This window comes from Bacillus sp. 22483 (assembly GCF_052044605.1).
GTDB classification, from domain to species: Bacteria; Bacillota; Bacilli; order Bacillales; family Bacillaceae; genus Bacillus; species Bacillus altitudinis.
The window spans coordinates 42382-62225 of record NZ_JBQENU010000017.1 but is presented as its reverse complement, the minus strand read 5'-3'; the positions used below and the strand labels follow the sequence as shown (position 1 = coordinate 62225).

The following is a 19844-nucleotide window of genomic DNA, read 5'->3' as shown; positions in this document are numbered from 1 at the left end:
TTTCCCCCTGTGAGAGTAGGACGCCGCCAAGCCTTTCAAAGGATCAGTTCCAATCGGAACTGGTCTTTTTTGTGTTTTTGGGACGTTTGGCACCAGATAAATGTGGAAATAATATTGTTAGTTGAGCGATTATCTTGAAAAATCGATCGAAAAAATTTATAGTAAGATTAAAGTCAAATATAGTCAAAGTCAATGGAGGAGGAGGCGGAGTGGCACAAAATATTTCTGATATCATCGAGCAGTATTTGAAGGAAGTCTTGGATCAGAATGGTCGAGAAATATTAGAAATTAAACGCAATGAAATTGCAGATAAGTTTCAATGCGTACCTTCACAAATTAACTATGTTATCAATACACGCTTTACGAGCGAAAGAGGTTATATCGTCGAAAGTAAGCGTGGCGGCGGTGGCTATATCCGTATCATTAAAGTCAAAATGAATGATGAAGTCGATTTATTGAACAACATTATTTCCCAAATATATCATCGTTTATCACAGGCTGCATCTGATCATATCATCATGCGTCTTGTTGAGAACAACATTTTATCCGAAAGAGAAGCAAAGATGATGATTAGTGTCATGGACCGTTCTGTTTTACACATTGATTTACCTGAACGAGATGAACTGCGGGCTCGGATGATGAAAGCGATGTTAAATGCTTTGAAATTAAAGTAAAGCGGGTGAAAAGATTGATTTGTCAAGAATGCAATGAGAGACCAGCCACTTTTCACTTTACGAAAGTAATAAATGGAGAAAAACAAGAAATGCACATATGTGAACAATGTGCAAAAGAAAACAGTGATTCATATGCTATGAGTGGAAACCAAGGTTTCTCGATTCACAACTTATTATCAGGCTTATTGAATATTGATCCTAGCTTTACCACAAGTGCGAATAAAGGGTCATCTATTTTTCAAGAAGCAAGAGAAGTGGATCAATGTCCTAAGTGTGGCTTAACTTTTCAGCAATTCAGGAAAACAGGCCGTTTTGGCTGTGCAGAATGTTATCGAACCTTTGATCAGTATTTAAATCCTGTTTTAAGGAAAGTCCATAGTGGAAATACAGTCCATAATGGAAAAGTCCCTAAACGGATTGCCGGCAGTCTGCATGTTCGCCGGAAACTTGAGTTAATGCAGCAAGAACTGAAGCAGCTGATTGAACAGGAAGAGTTTGAAAAAGCAGCGGAAGTTCGAGATCAAATTCGTGCGTTAGAGCATGAGCAATCTCAGCAGAGGGAGGGAGATTAACGACATGTCGCTCCAGCATTTTATTCAAGACGCATTAAGTCAATGGATGAAACAGAAAGGACCAGAAAGTGACATTGTTCTAAGCAGTCGTATTCGACTGGCACGCAATCTAGAGCATGTTCGTTTCCCAACTCAGTTTTCTCAAGAGGAGGCTGAAGCTGTTCTTCAGCAATTCGAGCAAAAGTTTGCGAACCAGGAAGTGAAGGACATTGGAAACTTTGTTCTGATTCGAATGAATGACACGCAGCCTTTGGCTAAAAGGGTACTTGTTGAAAAGCATTTGATTAGCCCCAATTTAGCAGAATCAAGATTTGGCGGCTGTTTGCTTTCAGAAAATGAAGAAATCAGTGTCATGCTGAATGAGGAAGACCATATTCGTATTCAATGCTTGTTCCCAGGGTTTCAGCTGGCTAATGCACTAAAAGCAGCTAACCAAATAGATGACTGGATTGAAGAGCAAGTGGATTATGCGTTTTCAGAAAAGCGAGGATACTTAACGAGCTGTCCGACCAATGTAGGTACAGGTATTAGGGCTTCAGTCATGATGCACTTACCAGCATTAGCCCTGACAAGACAAATGAATCGCATTATTCCTGCAATTAATCAATTAGGTCTTGTGGTCAGAGGAATTTATGGTGAGGGTAGCGAAGCAATAGGAAACATCTTTCAAATTTCAAATCAAATGACACTGGGTCAATCAGAAGAAGATATTGTAGATGACTTGAATAGTGTGACGGCGCAGCTCATTGAACAAGAGCGATCTGCACGTAAGGCATTATATCAGACGTCTAAAATTGAACTTGAAGACAGAGTGTACCGTTCCTTGGGGATTTTGGCTAATTGTCGCATGATTGAATCTAAGGAAACGGCTAAGTGTTTGTCAGATGTGCGACTTGGAATTGATTTAGGTATCATTAAGGGGCTTTCAAGTAATATACTGAATGAACTCATGATTTTGACACAGCCTGGCTTCCTTCAGCAATATTCAGGAGGAGCCTTGGAACCAAATGAAAGAGATATAAAACGAGCAGCAATTATCAGAGAAAGGCTGCGCTTAGAAATGCATAGGAATGGACAGGAGGATGAAACGATATGATGTTTGGAAGATTCACTGAAAGAGCTCAAAAGGTATTAGCACTTGCACAAGAAGAAGCCATTCGCCTAGGCCATAAGAACATCGGTACAGAGCATATTTTACTTGGTCTTGTACGTGAAGGTGAGGGCATCGCCGCAAAAGCATTAGAAGCACTGGGCCTTGTTTCAGATAAAATCCAAAAAGAAGTCGAGAGCTTGATTGGAAGAGGGCAAGAGGTGTCTCAAGCTATTCCTCATTACACACCTAGAGCGAAGAAGGTTACGGAGCTTTCTATGGATGAAGCGAGAAAGCTTGGTCATTCCTATGTAGGGACAGAACATATTCTTTTAGGTCTTATTCGTGAGGGAGAGGGTGTAGCTGCCCGTGTCTTAAATAACCTCGGAGTGAGCTTAAATAAAGCACGCCAGCAAGTATTGCAGCTTCTAGGCAGCAATGAAACGGGTGCATCTGCGGCAGGATCTAATAGCAATGCCAATACACCAACTTTAGATAGCTTGGCAAGAGACTTAACGGCTATTGCGAAAGAGGACAGCTTGGACCCTGTGATTGGCCGCAGCAAAGAAATTCAGCGTGTCATTGAGGTCCTAAGTAGAAGAACAAAGAATAACCCTGTCTTGATTGGTGAGCCTGGTGTTGGTAAAACAGCGATCGCAGAAGGCCTCGCACAGCAAATTATTCACAACGAAGTGCCTGAAATTCTGCGTGATAAACGAGTCATGACCCTTGATATGGGAACTGTTGTAGCGGGAACGAAATATCGTGGTGAATTCGAGGATCGTTTGAAAAAAGTCATGGACGAAATCCGTCAGGCTGGAAATATCATTCTCTTCATTGATGAACTTCATACACTGATTGGTGCAGGTGGAGCAGAGGGTGCGATTGATGCCTCTAATATTCTAAAACCATCTTTAGCACGTGGTGAGCTTCAATGTATCGGGGCAACAACGTTAGATGAGTACCGTAAATATATTGAAAAAGATGCTGCACTTGAACGTCGATTCCAGCCAATTCAAGTGGACCAGCCATCTGTTGATGAAAGTATTCAAATTTTAAGAGGGCTTAGAGACCGTTATGAAGCACATCACCGTGTGTCTATTACAGATGAAGCCATTGAGGCGGCGGTAAAGCTTTCTGATCGTTATATCTCCGATCGTTTTCTTCCAGATAAGGCGATCGACTTAATTGATGAGGCGGGTTCAAAAGTTCGCTTACGTTCTTTCACAACACCGCCTAATCTAAAGGAACTTGAGCAAAAGCTGGATGAAGTACGCAAGGAAAAGGATGCAGCTGTTCAAAGTCAAGAATTTGAAAAAGCCGCTTCTCTTCGTGATACGGAGCAACGTTTGCGTGAAAAGGTAGAAGTGACGAAGAAATCTTGGAAAGAAAAGCAGGGACAAGAGAATTCAGAGGTTTCTGTGGATGATATCGCAATGGTTGTTTCTAGCTGGACGGGAGTACCTGTTTCAAAAATTGCTCAAACAGAAACAGATAAGCTTCTAAACATGGAACAATTGCTCCACTCTCGCGTCATTGGACAGGATGAAGCAGTTGTTGCTGTTGCAAAAGCTGTAAGACGTGCCCGTGCTGGACTAAAAGATCCGAAACGTCCGATAGGCTCCTTTATTTTCTTAGGGCCAACAGGTGTTGGTAAGACTGAGCTTGCAAGAGCACTCGCTGAGTCTATCTTCGGTGATGAAGAAGCGATGATTCGTATTGATATGTCTGAGTACATGGAAAAACACTCGACTTCAAGACTTGTTGGATCACCTCCAGGCTATGTGGGCTATGATGAGGGCGGTCAGCTGACTGAAAAAGTGAGAAGAAAGCCGTATTCTGTCGTGCTTTTAGATGAGATTGAAAAGGCGCACCCTGATGTGTTTAACATCTTACTTCAAGTGTTAGAAGATGGTCGTCTCACTGATTCTAAAGGTCGTACTGTTGACTTTAGAAATACGATTTTGATTATGACTTCAAACGTTGGAGCTAGTGAGCTGAAGCGCAATAAATATGTTGGCTTTAACGTGCAGGATGAAAGTCAAAATTACAAAGATATGAAAGGCAAAGTAATGGGTGAGCTGAAACGTGCGTTTAGACCGGAGTTCATCAACCGTATTGATGAAATCATTGTCTTCCACTCACTCGAAAAGAAACATCTAAAAGAGATTGTGTCTCTCATGTCTGATCAATTGACAAAACGACTAAAAGAGCAGGACCTTTCAATTGAATTGACGGAAGCAGCAAAAGCCAAGATTGCCGACGAAGGTGTAGATCTTGAGTATGGTGCTCGTCCGTTAAGAAGAGCGATTCAAAAGCACGTCGAGGATCGACTTTCTGAGGAATTGCTGAAAGGCAATATTGAAAAGGGCCAACATATCGTATTAGATGTAGAAGATGGAGAAATTGTCGTAAAAGCAACGGCTGCTACGAACTAATATAGTAAGAAAAAAGTGTGAGGCATACCAGTAAGTTGGATGCCTCCCTTTACTTATTTTCTGACCAGTATAAGGAGTTGTATTCTTCAATCTATGGCTAAGTCAAAATCAAAATTTATATGCCAATCATGCGGTTATGAGTCAGCCAAATGGATGGGGAAATGTCCCGGCTGCGGCACTTGGAACAGTATGACAGAAGAGGTCGTTCGTAAAGAGCCGGCAAATCGTCGAAGTGCGTTTAATCATTCTGTTCAAACCATTCAAAAACCTTCACCTATATCTGCAATTGAAACATCCGAAGAACCCCGAATTAAAACGAATTTAGAAGAATTTAACCGAGTATTAGGAAGTGGAATTGTCAAAGGTTCACTCGTTCTTATTGGCGGTGATCCAGGGATTGGGAAGTCCACACTATTATTACAAGTTTCAGCACAGCTATCAGATCAAAATCAGAATGTGTTGTACATATCTGGTGAGGAATCAATCAAACAAACGAAGCTTAGGGCAGACCGTCTCGGTATTGAAAGTGCCTCTTTACATGTTTTGGCTGAAACCGATATGGAGTATATAACGTCTGCTATACAAGAGATGAAACCCGCTTTTGTTGTGGTCGATTCAATTCAAACCGTTTATCAAAGCGATATCACGTCAGCTCCTGGATCTGTTTCTCAGGTGAGGGAATGCACTGCCCAGCTGATGAAAATTGCCAAGACGAATGGTATTCCTATTTTTATCGTTGGTCACGTGACGAAGGAGGGCTCGATTGCTGGGCCGCGCCTTTTAGAGCATATGGTAGATACAGTTCTTTATTTTGAAGGGGAGCGCCATCATACGTTTCGTATTTTACGGGCAGTGAAAAACCGTTTTGGTTCAACGAATGAATTAGGAATTTTTGAAATGAGAGAGGAAGGGCTCACAGAGGTATTAAACCCATCAGAAATCTTCTTAGAAGAGCGGTCAGCAGGTGTATCTGGATCGTGTGTTGTTGCCTCAATGGAAGGAACAAGACCTGTTCTAGTGGAGATACAAGCACTTATTTCACCGACGAGCTTTGGGAATCCACGGAGAATGGCTACTGGCCTTGATCATAACCGAGTGTCATTGCTTATGGCCGTTTTAGAAAAACGGGTAGGGCTGCTACTGCAAAACCAAGATGCCTATTTAAAGGTCGCAGGTGGTGTGAAACTTGATGAACCAGCGATTGACTTGGCTATTGCCGTCAGTATTGCATCAAGCTTTAAAGATGCAGCGCCGCATCAAGCAGATTGCTTTATAGGAGAAGTGGGTCTGACGGGAGAAGTCAGAAGAGTTTCAAGAATTGAACAGCGTGTGCAGGAAGCTGCTAAACTAGGATTTAAACGAATGTTTATTCCTCAGGCGAATATAGATGGATGGAAAAAACCGAGAGGGATTGAGTTAGTCGGTGTAGAAAATGTAGCAGAGGCACTTCGTATTTCACTAGGGGGATCATAGAAATGGAAAAAGAGAAAAAAGGAGCGAGAGAAGTCGATCTCTTAGATATTGTCCAGTTTGTGGCACCAGGGACACCCCTGCGGGCAGGGATTGAAAACGTCCTAAGAGCCAATACTGGAGGGCTCATTGTTGTTGGTTATAACGATAAAGTGAAAAGTGTGGTAGATGGAGGATTTCATATTAATTCTGCTTTCTCCCCAGCACATTTATATGAATTGGCGAAAATGGATGGGGCGATTATTTTAAGTGACTCTGGTCAAAAAATCTTGTATGCGAATACACAGCTCATGCCGGATGCAACCATTCATTCATCAGAAACAGGCATGAGACACCGAACGGCTGAACGTGTAGCAAAGCAGACAGGTTGCTTAATCATTGCCATTTCTGAACGTCGGAACGTCATTACCTTATACCAAGGGAATCGACGATATACGTTGAAAGATATTGGTTTTATTTTGACGAAGGCCAACCAAGCGATACAAACACTTGAGAAATATAAAACCATTTTAGATCACGCCATTTCTGCGTTAAGCGCCTTAGAATTTGAAGAGCTTGTGACCTTTGGTGATGTATTATCCGTGCTACATCGTTATGAAATGGTACTTAGAATCAAAAATGAAATCAATATGTATATCAAAGAGCTTGGGACAGAAGGACACTTGATCCGTCTGCAAGTCAATGAGCTGATTACAGATATGGAGCAGGAAGCGGCGTTATTTATTAAAGATTACGTGAAAGAAAAGATCAAAGATCCATATGTGCTACTGAAACAGCTCCAAGATATGTCGAGTTTTGAGCTTTTAGATGACTCCATTTTGTACAAGTTACTTGGCTATCCAGCATCTACAAATATTGACGAATATGTGTACACTAGAGGATACAGATTACTTCATAAAATCCCTAGACTGCCTATGCCAATCGTTGAAAACGTGGTCGAAGCATTTGGTGTGCTAGATCGAATTATGGAAGCAGATGTACAAGATTTGGATGAAGTAGAAGGAATTGGAGAAGTAAGAGCGAAAAAGATAAAAAAAGGATTAAAAAGACTGCAAGAAAAACATTATATCGACCGTCAGCTATAAAAAGAGAAATTTTTCTTAAATACGGTTAAAAATGGATGAATATGGGTATATTAATGATGGTTTTGTTTTCTGTTCATGATGATAGGAAACTTAAGCATATATCAATGTCAGATGAAGGTGGATTGACAGATGAAAAATAAAGGAGGTGAAGGTATGTTAAAAAGAATCGTTCAGGCGTTTTTTATCATTTTCGGTGCAGTTGTAGGGATTTTTATCATTCCAGAGTTATTTCTGCTGTTAAATGTGAAGGACATACCTTTCATAACAAATGCTTACTCTTCGGCACTAATAGGAGCCGCTGTGTTCTTTATCATTGGTAAATGGTGCACAGGCTATGTGGTTAATTGGGTGAAATGGATCGAGGATTCTCTATTGAAGGCGCCTCTTCCTGATCTTATATCTGGAAGTTTCGGTTTAGTATTTGGACTTATTCTAGCATATCTTATTGTAAACGTGATCCCGCTAAACAATATCCCATATCATATTTTTGGTACCATTATTCCGATTTTCCTGGCTTTCTTTTTAGGATACCTTGGATTTCAGGTAGGGTTTAAGAAGAAGGATGAAATGATGGGGCTGTTCTCTCGATCTGCAAAGGTCACAAAGAAAAAAGGAGCAGCTGATGATGAACCTGAAATAGAAGATAAAAAGCTGAAAATTTTAGACACAAGTGTTATCATTGATGGAAGAATCGCAGATATTTGTCAAACTGGATTCCTAGAAGGTGTGATGGTCATTCCTCAATTTGTACTCGAGGAATTACAGCATATTGCAGACTCTTCTGATGTATTAAAGAGAAATAGAGGCCGAAGAGGTCTTGATATTTTAAATCGTATCCAAAAAGAACTGGATATTAAAGTTGAAATTTACGAAGGTGACTTTGAAGATATTCAAGAGGTTGACAGCAAGCTTGTGAAACTCGCTAAGTTAACTTCAGGTGTTGTTGTGACAAATGATTTTAATTTAAATAAAGTATGCGAACTTCAAAAAGTAGCAGTGTTAAACATCAATGATCTAGCCAATGCAGTCAAACCGGTTGTACTGCCTGGGGAAGAAATGAAGGTACAGGTCATCAAAGATGGGAAAGAGCATAACCAAGGTGTTGCTTACTTAGATGACGGTACGATGATTGTGGTCGAAGAAGGACGCAATTATATTGGAAAAGACATTGATGTGCTCGTCACGAGTGTGCTGCAAACTGCTGCTGGAAGAATGATTTTTGCGAAGCCAAAACTTCTGGAGAAGGCGCTCTAAAGGGAGAACGAACATGTATTATGAAGTAGTTATTCCGGCTGCGGGGCAGGGGAAGCGAATGAAGGCCGGCCGCAATAAACTTTTTATTGAATTGAAAAGAATGCCGGTCATCATCCACACACTGAAGGTGTTTGACGCTCATTCACAATGCAGACGCATGATCTTAGCGATCAATGAGGAAGAGCGTCGTGACTTTGAAAGGCTACTGAAGGTACACGCTTTTCAAACGCCTGTTTCACTTGTCACTGGCGGTGAAGAACGGCAGCAAAGTGTATACGAAGGATTGAAGGCTGTGCAAGATGCGGACATCGTGCTTGTGCATGATGGCGCAAGGCCTTTTATTAAGCATACACAGATTGACTTGCTCGTTAAAGCAGCGATTGAAAAAGGCTCCGCAGTCGTAGCGGTACCAGTGAAAGACACAATCAAACGCGTTCAAGAAGGCAAAGTGGAACAAACCATTGAACGTCAGAGCTTGTGGGCAGTCCAGACCCCACAAGCTTTTCGTCATTCTATTTTAAAAGAAGCGCATGAACATGCGGAGCGGACAGGCTTTCTTGGAACAGATGACGCCAGTCTTGTGGAACAATTACACGGTGAGAGTGTGTATGTTGTCCAAGGAGACTATACCAATATTAAACTGACAACACCGGATGATTTATTGGTTGCCAAGGCAATTATGGATGCGGAAAGAGGGTACTAGAACATGTTTAGAATAGGACAAGGTTTTGATGTGCATCAATTAACAGAGGGAAGACCTCTTATTATTGGCGGTGTGACCATCCCTTATGAAAAGGGTCTACTTGGGCATTCAGATGCGGACGTACTGCTTCACACTGTGGCAGATGCCTGCCTAGGTGCGATTGCTGAAGGAGATATCGGCAGACATTTCCCAGACACGGATCCGGAGTTTAAAGATGCAGACTCTTTTAAATTACTTCAGCACGTGTGGGCGCTTGTAAAAGAAAAAGGCTATACACTGGTGAATATCGATTGCACGATCATGGCGCAAAAGCCAAAGATGGCACCATACATTCAGCCAATGTGTGAGAAAATCGCAGAAGCCCTTGAGGCAGATGTCACACAGGTGAATGTCAAAGCAACAACGACAGAGAAACTTGGATTTACAGGAAGAGGCGAAGGAATTGCCTCTCAAGCAACCGTACTTCTTCAGAAAAAGTAAAATCCGTTTTGATGAGAATGGGTTTTGATGATAAAATACGTTTATAAAAAATTGGTGTCAGACAACATGATGCAGATGAAAGGAAGTTAAACTCATGGGAAATGAAGTGCGTGTTCGTTATGCACCGAGTCCAACTGGTCATTTACATATTGGGAATGCTAGAACGGCTCTTTTCAACTATTTGTTCGCACGCAGTCAAGGCGGCAAATTTATTATTCGAATCGAGGATACGGATCAAAAGCGTAATGTAGAAGGCGGAGAAGAAAGTCAGCTTCGTCATTTGCAGTGGCTCGGAATTGATTGGGACGAGAGCATTGATAAAGATGGCGGCTACGGTCCTTACAGACAATCAGAGCGTAATGATATTTACAAAAAATATTATGACGAGCTACTAGCGAAAGACTTGGCATATAAGTGCTATTGTACGGCTGAAGAACTAGAAGAAGAGCGTGAAGCACAAATTGCCCGCAGTGAAATGCCTCGATATTCTGGTAAATGCAGTCATTTATCAAAAGAAGAAGAGGACAAGCTGATTGCTGAAGGAAGAGAGCCAAGCATTCGCTTCCGTGTGCCAAAAGGAGAAATCATCAAATTTGATGATATGGTCAAAGGTGATATTTCATTTGAAACAGACGGCATCGGTGACTTTGTCATTGTGAAGAAAGATGGTACGCCAACGTATAACTTCGCTGTAGCAGTGGATGATCATTTGATGAAAATGACTCACATTCTTCGTGGTGAGGATCACATCTCGAATACACCTAAACAAATTATGGTCTTCAATGCATTTGGCTGGGATGTTCCGCTGTTCGGACATATGACGCTGATTGTAAACGAGAACCGCAAGAAATTAAGCAAGCGTGATGAATCAATTATCCAGTTCATCGAACAGTATAAGAACTTGGGCTATTTACCAGAAGCTTTGTTTAACTTCATTGCACTGCTTGGATGGTCTCCAGTTGGTGAAGAGGAACTATTTACAAAAGAGCAGTTCATCGATATTTTTGATGTCAATCGACTTTCTAAGTCACCAGCTCTATTTGATATGCATAAACTAAAATGGGTGAATAACCAATACGTGAAAGCACTTGATCTTGATCAAGTTGTGGCACTTACACTTCCACATCTTCAAAAGGCAGGCAAGGTAAGCGAGCAGCTGACAGAAGAAGAAAACACGTGGGTGCGCAAACTCATTTCTCTATACCACGAGCAATTGAGCTACGGAGCAGAAATTGTTGAGTTAACAGAGTTGTTCTTTAAGGAACAAATTGAGTATAATCAAGAGGCAAAGGAAGTTCTTGCAGAAGAGCAAGTACCAGAAGTGATGGCTTCGTTTGCAGGTCAGCTTGAACGTCTAGAGTCTTTCACACCTGATGAAATCAAAGCTGCCATTAAAGCGGTACAAAAAGAAACAGGGCATAAAGGTAAGAAACTATTCATGCCAATTCGTGTGGCTGTCACTGGACAAACGCATGGCCCAGAGCTTCCGCAAAGTATTGAACTACTAGGTAAAGAGACGGTATTAAACCGCATTAAACAAATATAAGGAAAATCGTTGCGAGGGAGAAGTACAATGTTATCGTCCATCACAGAAAGAGTCTTCACCGGCTGAAAGAGACTTATGGGCAGACGTTGGAAATGCACCCTCAAGACCCTTGAGGAACACGTATGTTAGTATGCAAGGGCGGTACCCTCCGTTATGGGATGAAGTTGAGAAGGCTGCGAAATGAGGGCTTTCTAAACAGAGTGGAACCGCGTTTTCAAAACGTCTCTGTCATATGGCAGAGGCGTTTTTTATTTGTCCAAAAAAGAGAGCAAGTCCTAAGAGAGATTGATGGGGAAGAACGGGGGGAGCATGTGTTTTTCAAAATGCTGAAAGAAGATATTGATACTGTGTTTGATCAAGATCCTGCTGCTAGAAGCTATCTTGAAGTAGTGCTAACCTATTCAGGGCTTCATGCGATTTGGGCTCATCGTATTGCGCATGCATTTTATAAGCGTAAGCTGTATTTTCTTGCGCGGATCATTTCTCAGGTCAGCCGGTTTTTCACAGGGGTTGAGATTCACCCAGCAGCAACCATCGGCCGGCGGTTCTTTATTGATCACGGCATGGGCGTCGTGATTGGGGAAACATGTGAAATTGGAGATAACGTCACTGTTTTCCAAGGCGTGACATTAGGGGGAACAGGGAAAGAAAAGGGAAAGCGGCATCCAACTATTTTGGACGATGCCCTGATTGCGACTGGTGCTAAGGTGCTCGGTTCCATTACCGTAGGAAAAGGGTCCAAGATTGGTGCGGGGTCTGTTGTGTTAAAAGACGTACCAGACCATTCCACTGTTGTAGGTATACCTGGGCGAGTGGTCGTTCAAAATGGAAAGAAAATCAATCGTGATCTCAATCATCAAGATTTGCCAGATCCAGTTTCCGATCGTTTCAAAGAATTGGAGCGAGAAATGGAAAAGCTAAAACGTGAACTGGCTTCATTGAGCAGAAAGGAAGAACAATCATGACAATCAATATTTATAATACATTGACACGTAAGAAGGAAGAGTTTGTCCCGCTTGAACCAGGAAAGGTCAAAATGTATGTATGCGGACCAACCGTGTATAACTACATTCACATCGGGAATGCAAGACCTGCCATTGTATATGACACGGTACGTAAGTATTTAGAATATAGCGGCTATGATGTGAATTTCGTATCCAACTTTACTGATGTGGATGATAAACTCATCAAAGCAGCAAATGAATTAGGCGAGGATGTCCCAACGATTGCCGATCGATTTATCCAAGCATACTTTGAGGACGTCAGTGCATTAGGCTGCAAAAAAGCAGACCTTCACCCGCGAGTGACAGAAAATATGGATGATATCATTGCGTTTATCGCCACATTGATTGAAAAAGGCTACGCCTATGAGGCAGATGGTGACGTGTATTACAGCACACGCTCATTTGAAGGCTACGGAAAGCTGTCTCACCAATCGATTGATGAATTAAAGACAGGTGCCCGTATTCGTGTAGGTGAAAAGAAAAGGGATGCACTCGATTTTGCATTATGGAAGGCCGCAAAGGATCAGGAGATTTCTTGGGACAGTCCGTGGGGTGAAGGGCGTCCAGGCTGGCATATCGAGTGCTCTGCGATGGTCAAAAAGTATTTAGGCGATACGATTGACATTCATGCTGGCGGACAGGATTTAACGTTCCCTCATCACGAGAATGAGATCGCTCAATCTGAGGCTTTGACAGGAAAACCTTTTGCGAAGTATTGGATGCATAACGGGTATATTAATATTGAGAATGAAAAAATGTCAAAATCACTTGGGAACTTTGTGCTTGTACATGACATTATTAAAGAACAAGATCCAGATGTGCTTCGTTTCTTTATGCTGTCAGTTCACTATCGTCATCCAATCAATTACTCCATTGACTTATTGGAAAGTACAAAGAGTGCATTTAACAGACTCAAAACATCTTATTCAAATCTACATCATCGCCTTGAGAGCAGTACCAATTTAACAGAGGATAACACTGAATGGTTGACAAAGATTGAAGAGCAGCGAGCGACATTTATTTCTGAAATGAATGATGACTTCAATACGGCAAATGCCATCTCTGTTTTATTTGAACTAGCGAAACAAGCGAATTACTATATGGAAAATGATCATACTTCTGAGGAAGTGATCAAGGCATTTATTGGCTTGTTCCAAGAAATCACATCCGTCCTCGGCTTCTCCCTAGAAGAAAAGCACACGCTTGACGAAGAGGTAGAAGCATTAATTGAGAAGCGGAATGAAGCTAGAAGGAATCGTGACTTCGCATTGTCTGATCAAATTCGTGACCAGTTAAAGAGCATGAATATTGTATTGGAGGACACTCCTCAAGGTACGCGCTGGAAAAGAGGAGAATAGGTCATGTTGAATTTTGAAAAGTTGAAAGACGGAAAACAGTTGAACGGACTTGCACTTGCTTATATGGGTGATGCCATTTTTGAAGTATACGTGAGGCATCACCTCCTCCAAACGGGGGCGACCAAACCAAATGAGCTTCATAAACGTGCAAGTAAGATCGTCTCAGCTAAATCTCAGGCCGCTATTTTATTTGAGCTTCAGCAGAAGGGCTTTTTCACAGAAGCGGAAGAAGCGGTGCTGAAAAGAGGAAGAAATGCAAAATCAGGCACAGTGCCTAAAAACACAGACGTTCAAACGTATCGTTATAGTACAGCGCTTGAAGCGCTCATGGGTTATTTATTTATTGAGAAGCAGGACGAACGCTTAGAAGAGTTAATTAGTCAGGCGATTGAAATCGGAACGTCAGGGAGGAAGACAAATGAGTCAGCAACATGATTATGTGATTGGGAAAAATGCAGTGATTGAAACACTGAAGTCAGATCGGGAGTTATACAAGCTCTGGATGGCAGAAAACACTGTAAAAGGACAAGCCCAGCAGGTCATTGAACTCGCGAAAAAGCAAAATATCACCATTCAGTATGTTCCGAGGAAAAAGCTTGATCAGATGGTAACAGGTCAGCACCAGGGAATCGTTGCACAAGTAGCAGCATATGAATATGCAGAATTGGACGATCTGTATCAAATTGCTGAAAAGCGGAATGAACAACCATTTTTCATCATCTTAGATGAAATTGAAGATCCGCACAATTTAGGGTCGATCATGCGTACGGCCGATGCTGTTGGTGCACATGGAATCGTCATTCCAAAACGACGAGCGGTAGGCTTGACGACAACTGTTGCGAAAGCATCTACTGGAGCCATTGAACATATCCCGGTCGCAAAAGTAACCAATCTTTCCAGAGCTCTTGATGAAATGAAAGAAAGAGGAATCTGGGTCGCAGGAACAGATGCATCTGCGAAGCAGGACTACAGACAATTTGATGGAACGATGCCTCTCGCTCTTGTCATTGGCAGTGAAGGAAAAGGAATTGGCCGGTTGATTAAGGAAAAATGTGATTTCTTGATTAAATTGCCAATGGCCGGGAAGGTCACTTCATTAAATGCATCAGTTGCCGCTAGTCTATTGATGTATGAAGTGTATCGAAAACGTTATCCGTTAGGAGAATAGAGATGGACATCCTCTTAGTCGATGGATACAACATGATAGGTGCATGGCCTCGTTTGCAGCACTTAAAAGAAAACAGCTTTGAAGAAGCCAGAGACGTGCTGATTCAACATTTAGCAGAATATCAAGCATATACAGGGTATCGAGTCATTGTCGTATTCGATGCCCATATGGTCAAAGGAATCGAAAAGAAGCGGACAAACCACCGAGTAGAGGTCATCTTTACAAGAGAAAATGAAACGGCTGATGAGCGGATTGAAAAACTGGCACAAGACTTAAATAACATTCGGACGCAAATTCATGTGGCGACCTCTGATTATACAGAACAATGGGCGATTTTTGGGCAGGGTGCACTTCGTAAGTCAGCACGAGAGCTCTTAAGAGAGATAGAAGTGATTGAACGAAAGATTGAAACACGTGTCAAAAAGATTACTTCTGATAAACCAGCATCCAAAATTGAATTGTCAGAAGATGTATTGAAAACGTTTGAAAAATGGCGGCGGGGAAACTTGGAATAGCTTGACGATATTTCAACCATTATTGTATAATATTTCTATCTAGGTGCGGTCGGGGGGATCGAAGTGAATCTAAACAACAGCAAGGGTAAGTCCATCAGAGAGCAATTTTGCCAGTTGGAAGATGAACAAGTCATTGAAAGGGTTCATGTCGGAGATAGTGATGCGCTAGATTATTTAATAACGAAATACCGCAATTTTGTACGTGCGAAAGCAAGATCTTATTTCTTGATTGGAGCGGATCGAGAGGACATTGTCCAAGAGGGGATGATCGGACTTTATAAGTCTATCCGCGATTTCAGAGAGGACAAGCTTACTTCATTTAAGGCTTTTGCAGAATTATGTATTACCCGCCAAATTATCACCGCAATTAAAACAGCTACTCGCCAAAAACATATCCCGTTAAATTCCTATGTATCATTAGACAAGCCGATATACGATGAAGAATCGGACAGAACATTATTGGACGTCATTTCCGGTGCTAAAGCGCTTAACCCAGAAGATTTAATCATTAGCAAAGAAGAATTTGATGATATTGAAATGAAAATGGGTGAATTACTAAGCGAGCTGGAAAGAAAGGTACTTGTGCTTTATCTTGATGGTAGGTCCTATCAGGAGATTTCTGAAGATTTAAACCGTCATGTGAAATCAATTGATAACGCACTCCAAAGAGTAAAGAGAAAATTAGAGAAATATTTAGAGCTGCGCGAGATCAGTCTCTAATCAAACCTATATTGACAGCTTTTTCGACACTGTGATAAGGTACTAAGGAAATGATGTCGAGAAAATAGGTGTAAATATGAGGAAAAAGATTACTCTAGCCTGTAAAGACTGCGGAAGCCGCAATTATACGACAATGAAAAGTGTTGCTTCAGCAGCTGAAAGATTAGAAGTTAAGAAATATTGCAAGACTTGTAATTCACATAAAACACATTTAGAAACGAAGTAGGATTTGCGTTCTTTAATCTGTGGAGGTCTTTTACATGCGTATTATCAGTTTCTTAAAAAGTGTCGGGAAAGAAATGAAAAAGGTCAGCTGGCCAAAGAAAAACGAAATGGTCCGCTACACGATCACTGTTATTTTAACAGTCGTATTTTTTGCCATCTTTTTCTCTTTTCTTGATATAGGAATCTCACAATTAATCGAATTAATTCATTAATACTTGAATAATGGTCTGCTGAACGTGCTATAATAGATCATAATATGACTTGCCAAAAAACCCGTTTTACGGGTTTTTTCAATTGCTTGAAAATATTTACCGGTACTCGAGATTCGTCAAATAGACATTACGAAATGTGGGGAGGGAAGGACTAAATAGTCCTGAACGAAAATGGAAAAGAATTGGTATGTTGTGCATACGTACTCTGGCTATGAGAACAAAGTGAAAGCGAACTTGGAAAAGCGTGTTGAATCAATGGGCATGCAGGATAAAATTTTCCGCGTTGTTGTACCAGAAGAAGAAGAAACGGACATTAAAAACGGTAAGAAAAAAGTAGTGAAAAAGAAAGTATTCCCTGGATATGTGTTGGTAGAAATCGTCATGACTGACGATTCTTGGTATGTCGTTCGTAATACACCAGGTGTGACAGGATTCGTTGGATCAGCTGGATCAGGCTCTAAGCCGACAGCGTTACTACCTGGCGAAGCAGAAACCATTCTGAAGAGAATGGGACTTGAAGAGCGCAAGACAGAAATCGACTTTGAACTAAAAGAAACAGTCAAGGTCATCGATGGACCATTTGCTAACTTCACAGGCTCTATCGAAGAGATTGATTATGATAAAAGCAAAGTCAAAGTATTCGTTAATATGTTTGGTAGAGAAACTCCTGTGGAACTTGAGTTCACACAGATCGATAAATTGTAATTTAAAAGAGCTTGAAATGAGTGTATAGAAGTGGTAATATAGCAAAGGTACGTCTTGAGTTCGCTCAAGATCGCTAGCTAGTTATTTCGTCATTCATATAAAGAATGAAGTTGTTGAGTGGGAGGGGGATTCCCCTATTACCACATCACGGACTTTAAGGAGGTGTGTCTCGTGGCTAAAAAAGTAGTTAAAGTTGTTAAATTGCAAATTCCTGCTGGAAAAGCTAACCCAGCTCCACCAGTTGGACCTGCACTAGGTCAAGCCGGTGTTAATATCATGGGATTCTGTAAGGAGTTTAACGCTCGTACAGCTGACCAAGCTGGTCTTATCATTCCTGTTGAAATTTCGGTTTTTGAAGACCGTTCATTTACATTTATTACTAAAACTCCACCTGCTGCAGTTTTACTTAAAAAAGCAGCTGGTATTGAGTCTGGTTCTGGTGAACCTAACCGTAATAAAGTGGCAACTGTTAAGCGTGATAAAGTACGCGAAATCGCGGAAACAAAAATGCCTGACTTAAACGCTGCTAGCGTTGAATCAGCTATGCGCATGGTTGAAGGTACTGCACGCAGTATGGGTATTGTCATCGAAGATTAATTTTTTGTCTTGTTGGGTTGCGAGTTTGGTTTTGACAAGTTCGCAACCCTTATTCGTGGGAGGTTATTCCGCTAAAACCACATAAGGAGGATTTTTATAATGGCTAAAAAAGGTAAAAAGTATGTAGAAGCTGCTAAGCTAATCGAACGTACTAAAGCGTATGATGTAGCTGAAGCTGTTTCTCTTACAAAAAAAGCAAATACAGCGAAATTTGATGCGACTGTAGAAGTTGCTTTTCGTTTGGGCGTAGACCCTCGTAAAAACGATCAACAAATCCGCGGTGCAGTTGTACTTCCTAACGGAACTGGTAAAACTCAACGCGTTCTTGTGTTCGCTAAAGGCGAAAAAGCAAAAGAAGCAGAAGCTGCTGGAGCAGACTACGTTGGAGATTCTGATTACATCACTAAAATCCAACAAGGCTGGTTCGAATTCGATGTAATCGTTGCGACACCTGACATGATGGGTGAAGTTGGTAAGATCGGTCGTGTACTTGGACCAAAAGGTCTTATGCCAAACCCTAAAACAGGAACTGTAACTTTCGAAGTTGAAAAAGCAATCAATGAAATCAAAGCTGGTAAAGTAGAATACCGCGTTGATAAAGCTGGTAACATCCACGCGCCAATCGGAAAGGTTTCTTTCGAGGACGAAAAGCTTGTTGAGAACTTTGCAACAATCTATGACACAATCCTTAAAGCAAAACCTGCAGCGGCTAAAGGTGTATACGTGAAAAACGTTTCTGTTACATCTACTATGGGCCCTGGCGTGAAAGTGGACCCATCTTCTTTCTCTGCAAAATAATTCTTGACTTGTCACAACCGTTTTGATAATATCAAAATGTTGTAAAATAGAATAATCATTTATACCGTAGACAGCAGGGGCCTTATGGCTTAATTAACCCGCCGAGGTGTATATGTCACAGTCTTACGTTAACGTATGCTTGTATATACAGCCTCCATGTCTTAATGGAGGCTTTTTATATGGAGAACCGTTCGTTAGGAACGTGATGGCCTGATCGGTATAAGTGTTACACAAAGAATGTACAGGAGGTGTAACCATGAGCAATGCAATCGATACTAAAAAAGTTGTCGTTGATGAAATTACTTCTAAGTTTAAAGACAGTATGTCTACTGTAATCGTAGATTACCGCGGTCTTTCAGTTTCTGAAGTGACTGAACTTCGTAAACAGCTTCGTGATGCTGGCGTAGAATTCAAAGTTTACAAAAATACTTTGACTCGCCGTGCAGTTGAACAAGTTGAACTAACGGGTTTAAACGATTTCTTAACAGGTCCAAACGCTATCGCATTCAGTAACGAAGATGTTATCGCACCTGCGAAAATCATCAACGAATTTGCGAAAAGCCATGAAGCTTTAGAAATCAAAGCTGGTGTTATCGAAGGAAACGTAGCGACTGTAGAAGAAGTGAAGGCTCTTGCGGAACTTCCGTCTCGCGAAGGCTTACTTTCTATGTTGCTTAGCGTTCTTCAAGCTCCAGTTCGTAACCTTGCTCTTGCTACTAAAGCAGTTGCAGATCAAAAAGAAGAACAAGGCGCTTAATGCGTACTTGACGTAAAAAAACTTAAAATGGAGGAATTACAAATGGCTTTAAATATCGAAGAAATCATTGCTTCAGTTAAAGAAGCAACTGTACTTGAGTTAAACGACTTAGTAAAAGCAATCGAAGAAGAATTTGGCGTAACTGCTGCTGCTCCTGTAGCTGTAGCTGCTGGTGGCGGTGCTGCTGCTGAAGAAAAAACTGATTTTGATCTAGTACTTGCTGGTGCTGGAGACCAAAAAATCAAAGTTATCAAAGTGGTTCGTGAAATCACTGGTCTTGGCTTGAAAGAAGCTAAAGAACTTGTTGACAACACTCCAAAACCTCTTAAAGAAGGTATTGCTAAAGAAGAAGCTGAAGAACTTAAAGCTAAGCTTGAAGAAGTTGGCGCTTCTGTAGAAGTTAAGTAATCTTCGCCTAATCTTTTGGGAAAGCTCGCTTTTACTGGCGGGCTTTTTCTTTTCTTATCTCCTGA

Annotated in this window: 23 protein-coding genes and 2 other annotated features; all 23 genes read left to right on the top strand. The window is 41.3% G+C overall.

Going from position 1 to position 19844, the window contains the following annotated elements; genetic code table 11:
• The first annotated feature begins 209 nt into the window (after positions 1-209).
• Positions 210-674 carry a CtsR family transcriptional regulator gene (locus ACTJJQ_RS18480; RefSeq protein WP_003217184.1) on the top strand — a complete coding sequence of 155 codons (465 nt, stop codon included), beginning with the start codon at positions 210-212 and terminating at the stop codon, positions 672-674.
• Between the two features lie 14 nt (positions 675-688).
• Positions 689-1246 (top strand): UvrB/UvrC motif-containing protein, encoded by a 558-nt coding sequence (locus ACTJJQ_RS18475; protein ID WP_007496258.1) that lies wholly within the window; start codon positions 689-691, stop codon positions 1244-1246.
• Positions 1247-1250: 4 nt separating this feature from the next.
• The gene (locus tag ACTJJQ_RS18470; RefSeq protein ID WP_440600484.1) at positions 1251-2342 is read left to right on the top strand and encodes a protein arginine kinase; all 1092 of its coding nucleotides are present in this window, start codon (positions 1251-1253) and stop codon (positions 2340-2342) included.
• Entirely contained in the window at positions 2339-4774 is a 2436-nt protein-coding gene (gene clpC, locus ACTJJQ_RS18465) for an ATP-dependent protease ATP-binding subunit ClpC (RefSeq protein ID WP_007496263.1), read from the top strand. The genes ACTJJQ_RS18470 and clpC overlap by 4 nt, the downstream gene beginning before the upstream one ends.
• A gap of 93 nt (positions 4775-4867) precedes the next feature.
• Positions 4868-6247 (top strand): DNA repair protein RadA, encoded by a 1380-nt coding sequence (radA, locus tag ACTJJQ_RS18460; RefSeq protein ID WP_017359160.1) that lies wholly within the window; start codon positions 4868-4870, stop codon positions 6245-6247.
• Between the two features lie 2 nt (positions 6248-6249).
• Positions 6250-7329, top strand: coding sequence for a DNA integrity scanning diadenylate cyclase DisA (gene disA, locus ACTJJQ_RS18455; protein ID WP_007496267.1), 1080 nt, complete (start codon positions 6250-6252; stop codon positions 7327-7329).
• A 153-nt stretch (positions 7330-7482) separates the two neighbouring features.
• Positions 7483-8583 (top strand): PIN/TRAM domain-containing protein, encoded by a 1101-nt coding sequence (locus tag ACTJJQ_RS18450; RefSeq protein ID WP_003217214.1) that lies wholly within the window; start codon positions 7483-7485, stop codon positions 8581-8583.
• 13 nt (positions 8584-8596) lie between these two features.
• Complete coding sequence (gene ispD, locus ACTJJQ_RS18445; RefSeq protein WP_440600483.1) at positions 8597-9286, top strand: 2-C-methyl-D-erythritol 4-phosphate cytidylyltransferase; 690 nt, start codon at positions 8597-8599, stop codon at positions 9284-9286.
• A 3-nt stretch (positions 9287-9289) separates the two neighbouring features.
• Positions 9290-9766, top strand: a complete 477-nt coding sequence (gene ispF, locus ACTJJQ_RS18440) for a 2-C-methyl-D-erythritol 2,4-cyclodiphosphate synthase (protein ID WP_007496273.1) — start codon at positions 9290-9292, stop codon at positions 9764-9766.
• 94 nt (positions 9767-9860) lie between these two features.
• Positions 9861-11312: a glutamate--tRNA ligase gene (gltX, locus tag ACTJJQ_RS18435; protein WP_317328449.1), complete on the top strand. Its 1452-nt coding sequence runs from the start codon at positions 9861-9863 to the stop codon at positions 11310-11312.
• Positions 11313-11542 (top strand) — a binding site (T-box leader). It abuts the gene before it with no gap.
• A gap of 81 nt (positions 11543-11623) precedes the next feature.
• Positions 11624-12277: a serine O-acetyltransferase gene (gene cysE / locus ACTJJQ_RS18430; RefSeq protein WP_440174280.1), complete on the top strand. Its 654-nt coding sequence runs from the start codon at positions 11624-11626 to the stop codon at positions 12275-12277.
• Entirely contained in the window at positions 12274-13674 is a 1401-nt protein-coding gene (gene cysS, locus ACTJJQ_RS18425) for a cysteine--tRNA ligase (protein WP_008345429.1), read from the top strand. The genes cysE and cysS overlap by 4 nt, the downstream gene beginning before the upstream one ends.
• Positions 13675-13677: 3 nt before the next feature.
• Positions 13678-14109: a Mini-ribonuclease 3 gene (locus tag ACTJJQ_RS18420; protein ID WP_007496281.1), complete on the top strand. Its 432-nt coding sequence runs from the start codon at positions 13678-13680 to the stop codon at positions 14107-14109.
• On the top strand, positions 14093-14842 hold the full coding sequence (gene rlmB, locus ACTJJQ_RS18415; RefSeq protein WP_017359163.1) for a 23S rRNA (guanosine(2251)-2'-O)-methyltransferase RlmB: 750 nt from the start codon (positions 14093-14095) through the stop codon (positions 14840-14842). The genes ACTJJQ_RS18420 and rlmB overlap by 17 nt, the downstream gene beginning before the upstream one ends.
• A 2-nt stretch (positions 14843-14844) precedes the next feature.
• Positions 14845-15357: a ribosome-dependent mRNA decay endonuclease Rae1/YacP gene (rae1, locus tag ACTJJQ_RS18410; protein ID WP_007496285.1), complete on the top strand. Its 513-nt coding sequence runs from the start codon at positions 14845-14847 to the stop codon at positions 15355-15357.
• A 63-nt stretch (positions 15358-15420) separates the two neighbouring features.
• Complete coding sequence (gene sigH / locus ACTJJQ_RS18405) at positions 15421-16077, top strand: RNA polymerase sporulation sigma factor SigH (protein WP_008345424.1); 657 nt, start codon at positions 15421-15423, stop codon at positions 16075-16077.
• A gap of 76 nt (positions 16078-16153) precedes the next feature.
• Positions 16154-16303, top strand: coding sequence for a 50S ribosomal protein L33 (gene rpmG, locus ACTJJQ_RS18400; RefSeq protein ID WP_008356502.1), 150 nt, complete (start codon positions 16154-16156; stop codon positions 16301-16303).
• Positions 16304-16337: 34 nt separating this feature from the next.
• A complete protein-coding gene (gene secE, locus ACTJJQ_RS18395) occupies positions 16338-16514 on the top strand; it encodes a preprotein translocase subunit SecE (protein WP_008345422.1) in 177 nt (58 codons plus the stop codon).
• 171 nt (positions 16515-16685) lie between these two features.
• Positions 16686-17219: a transcription termination/antitermination protein NusG gene (nusG, locus tag ACTJJQ_RS18390; protein ID WP_003217197.1), complete on the top strand. Its 534-nt coding sequence runs from the start codon at positions 16686-16688 to the stop codon at positions 17217-17219.
• A 171-nt stretch (positions 17220-17390) separates the two neighbouring features.
• Complete coding sequence (gene rplK, locus ACTJJQ_RS18385) at positions 17391-17816, top strand: 50S ribosomal protein L11 (RefSeq protein WP_003216956.1); 426 nt, start codon at positions 17391-17393, stop codon at positions 17814-17816.
• 99 nt (positions 17817-17915) lie between these two features.
• Positions 17916-18614, top strand: a complete 699-nt coding sequence (gene rplA, locus ACTJJQ_RS18380; RefSeq protein ID WP_007496292.1) for a 50S ribosomal protein L1 — start codon at positions 17916-17918, stop codon at positions 18612-18614.
• Positions 18615-18660: 46 nt separating this feature from the next.
• Positions 18661-18801, top strand: a sequence feature (ribosomal protein L10 leader region).
• A gap of 69 nt (positions 18802-18870) precedes the next feature.
• Positions 18871-19371, top strand: a complete 501-nt coding sequence (gene rplJ, locus ACTJJQ_RS18375; protein ID WP_003217048.1) for a 50S ribosomal protein L10 — start codon at positions 18871-18873, stop codon at positions 19369-19371.
• Between the two features lie 42 nt (positions 19372-19413).
• Positions 19414-19779 carry a 50S ribosomal protein L7/L12 gene (gene rplL / locus ACTJJQ_RS18370; RefSeq protein ID WP_008345418.1) on the top strand — a complete coding sequence of 122 codons (366 nt, stop codon included), beginning with the start codon at positions 19414-19416 and terminating at the stop codon, positions 19777-19779.
• Positions 19780-19844: the final 65 nt, after the last annotated feature.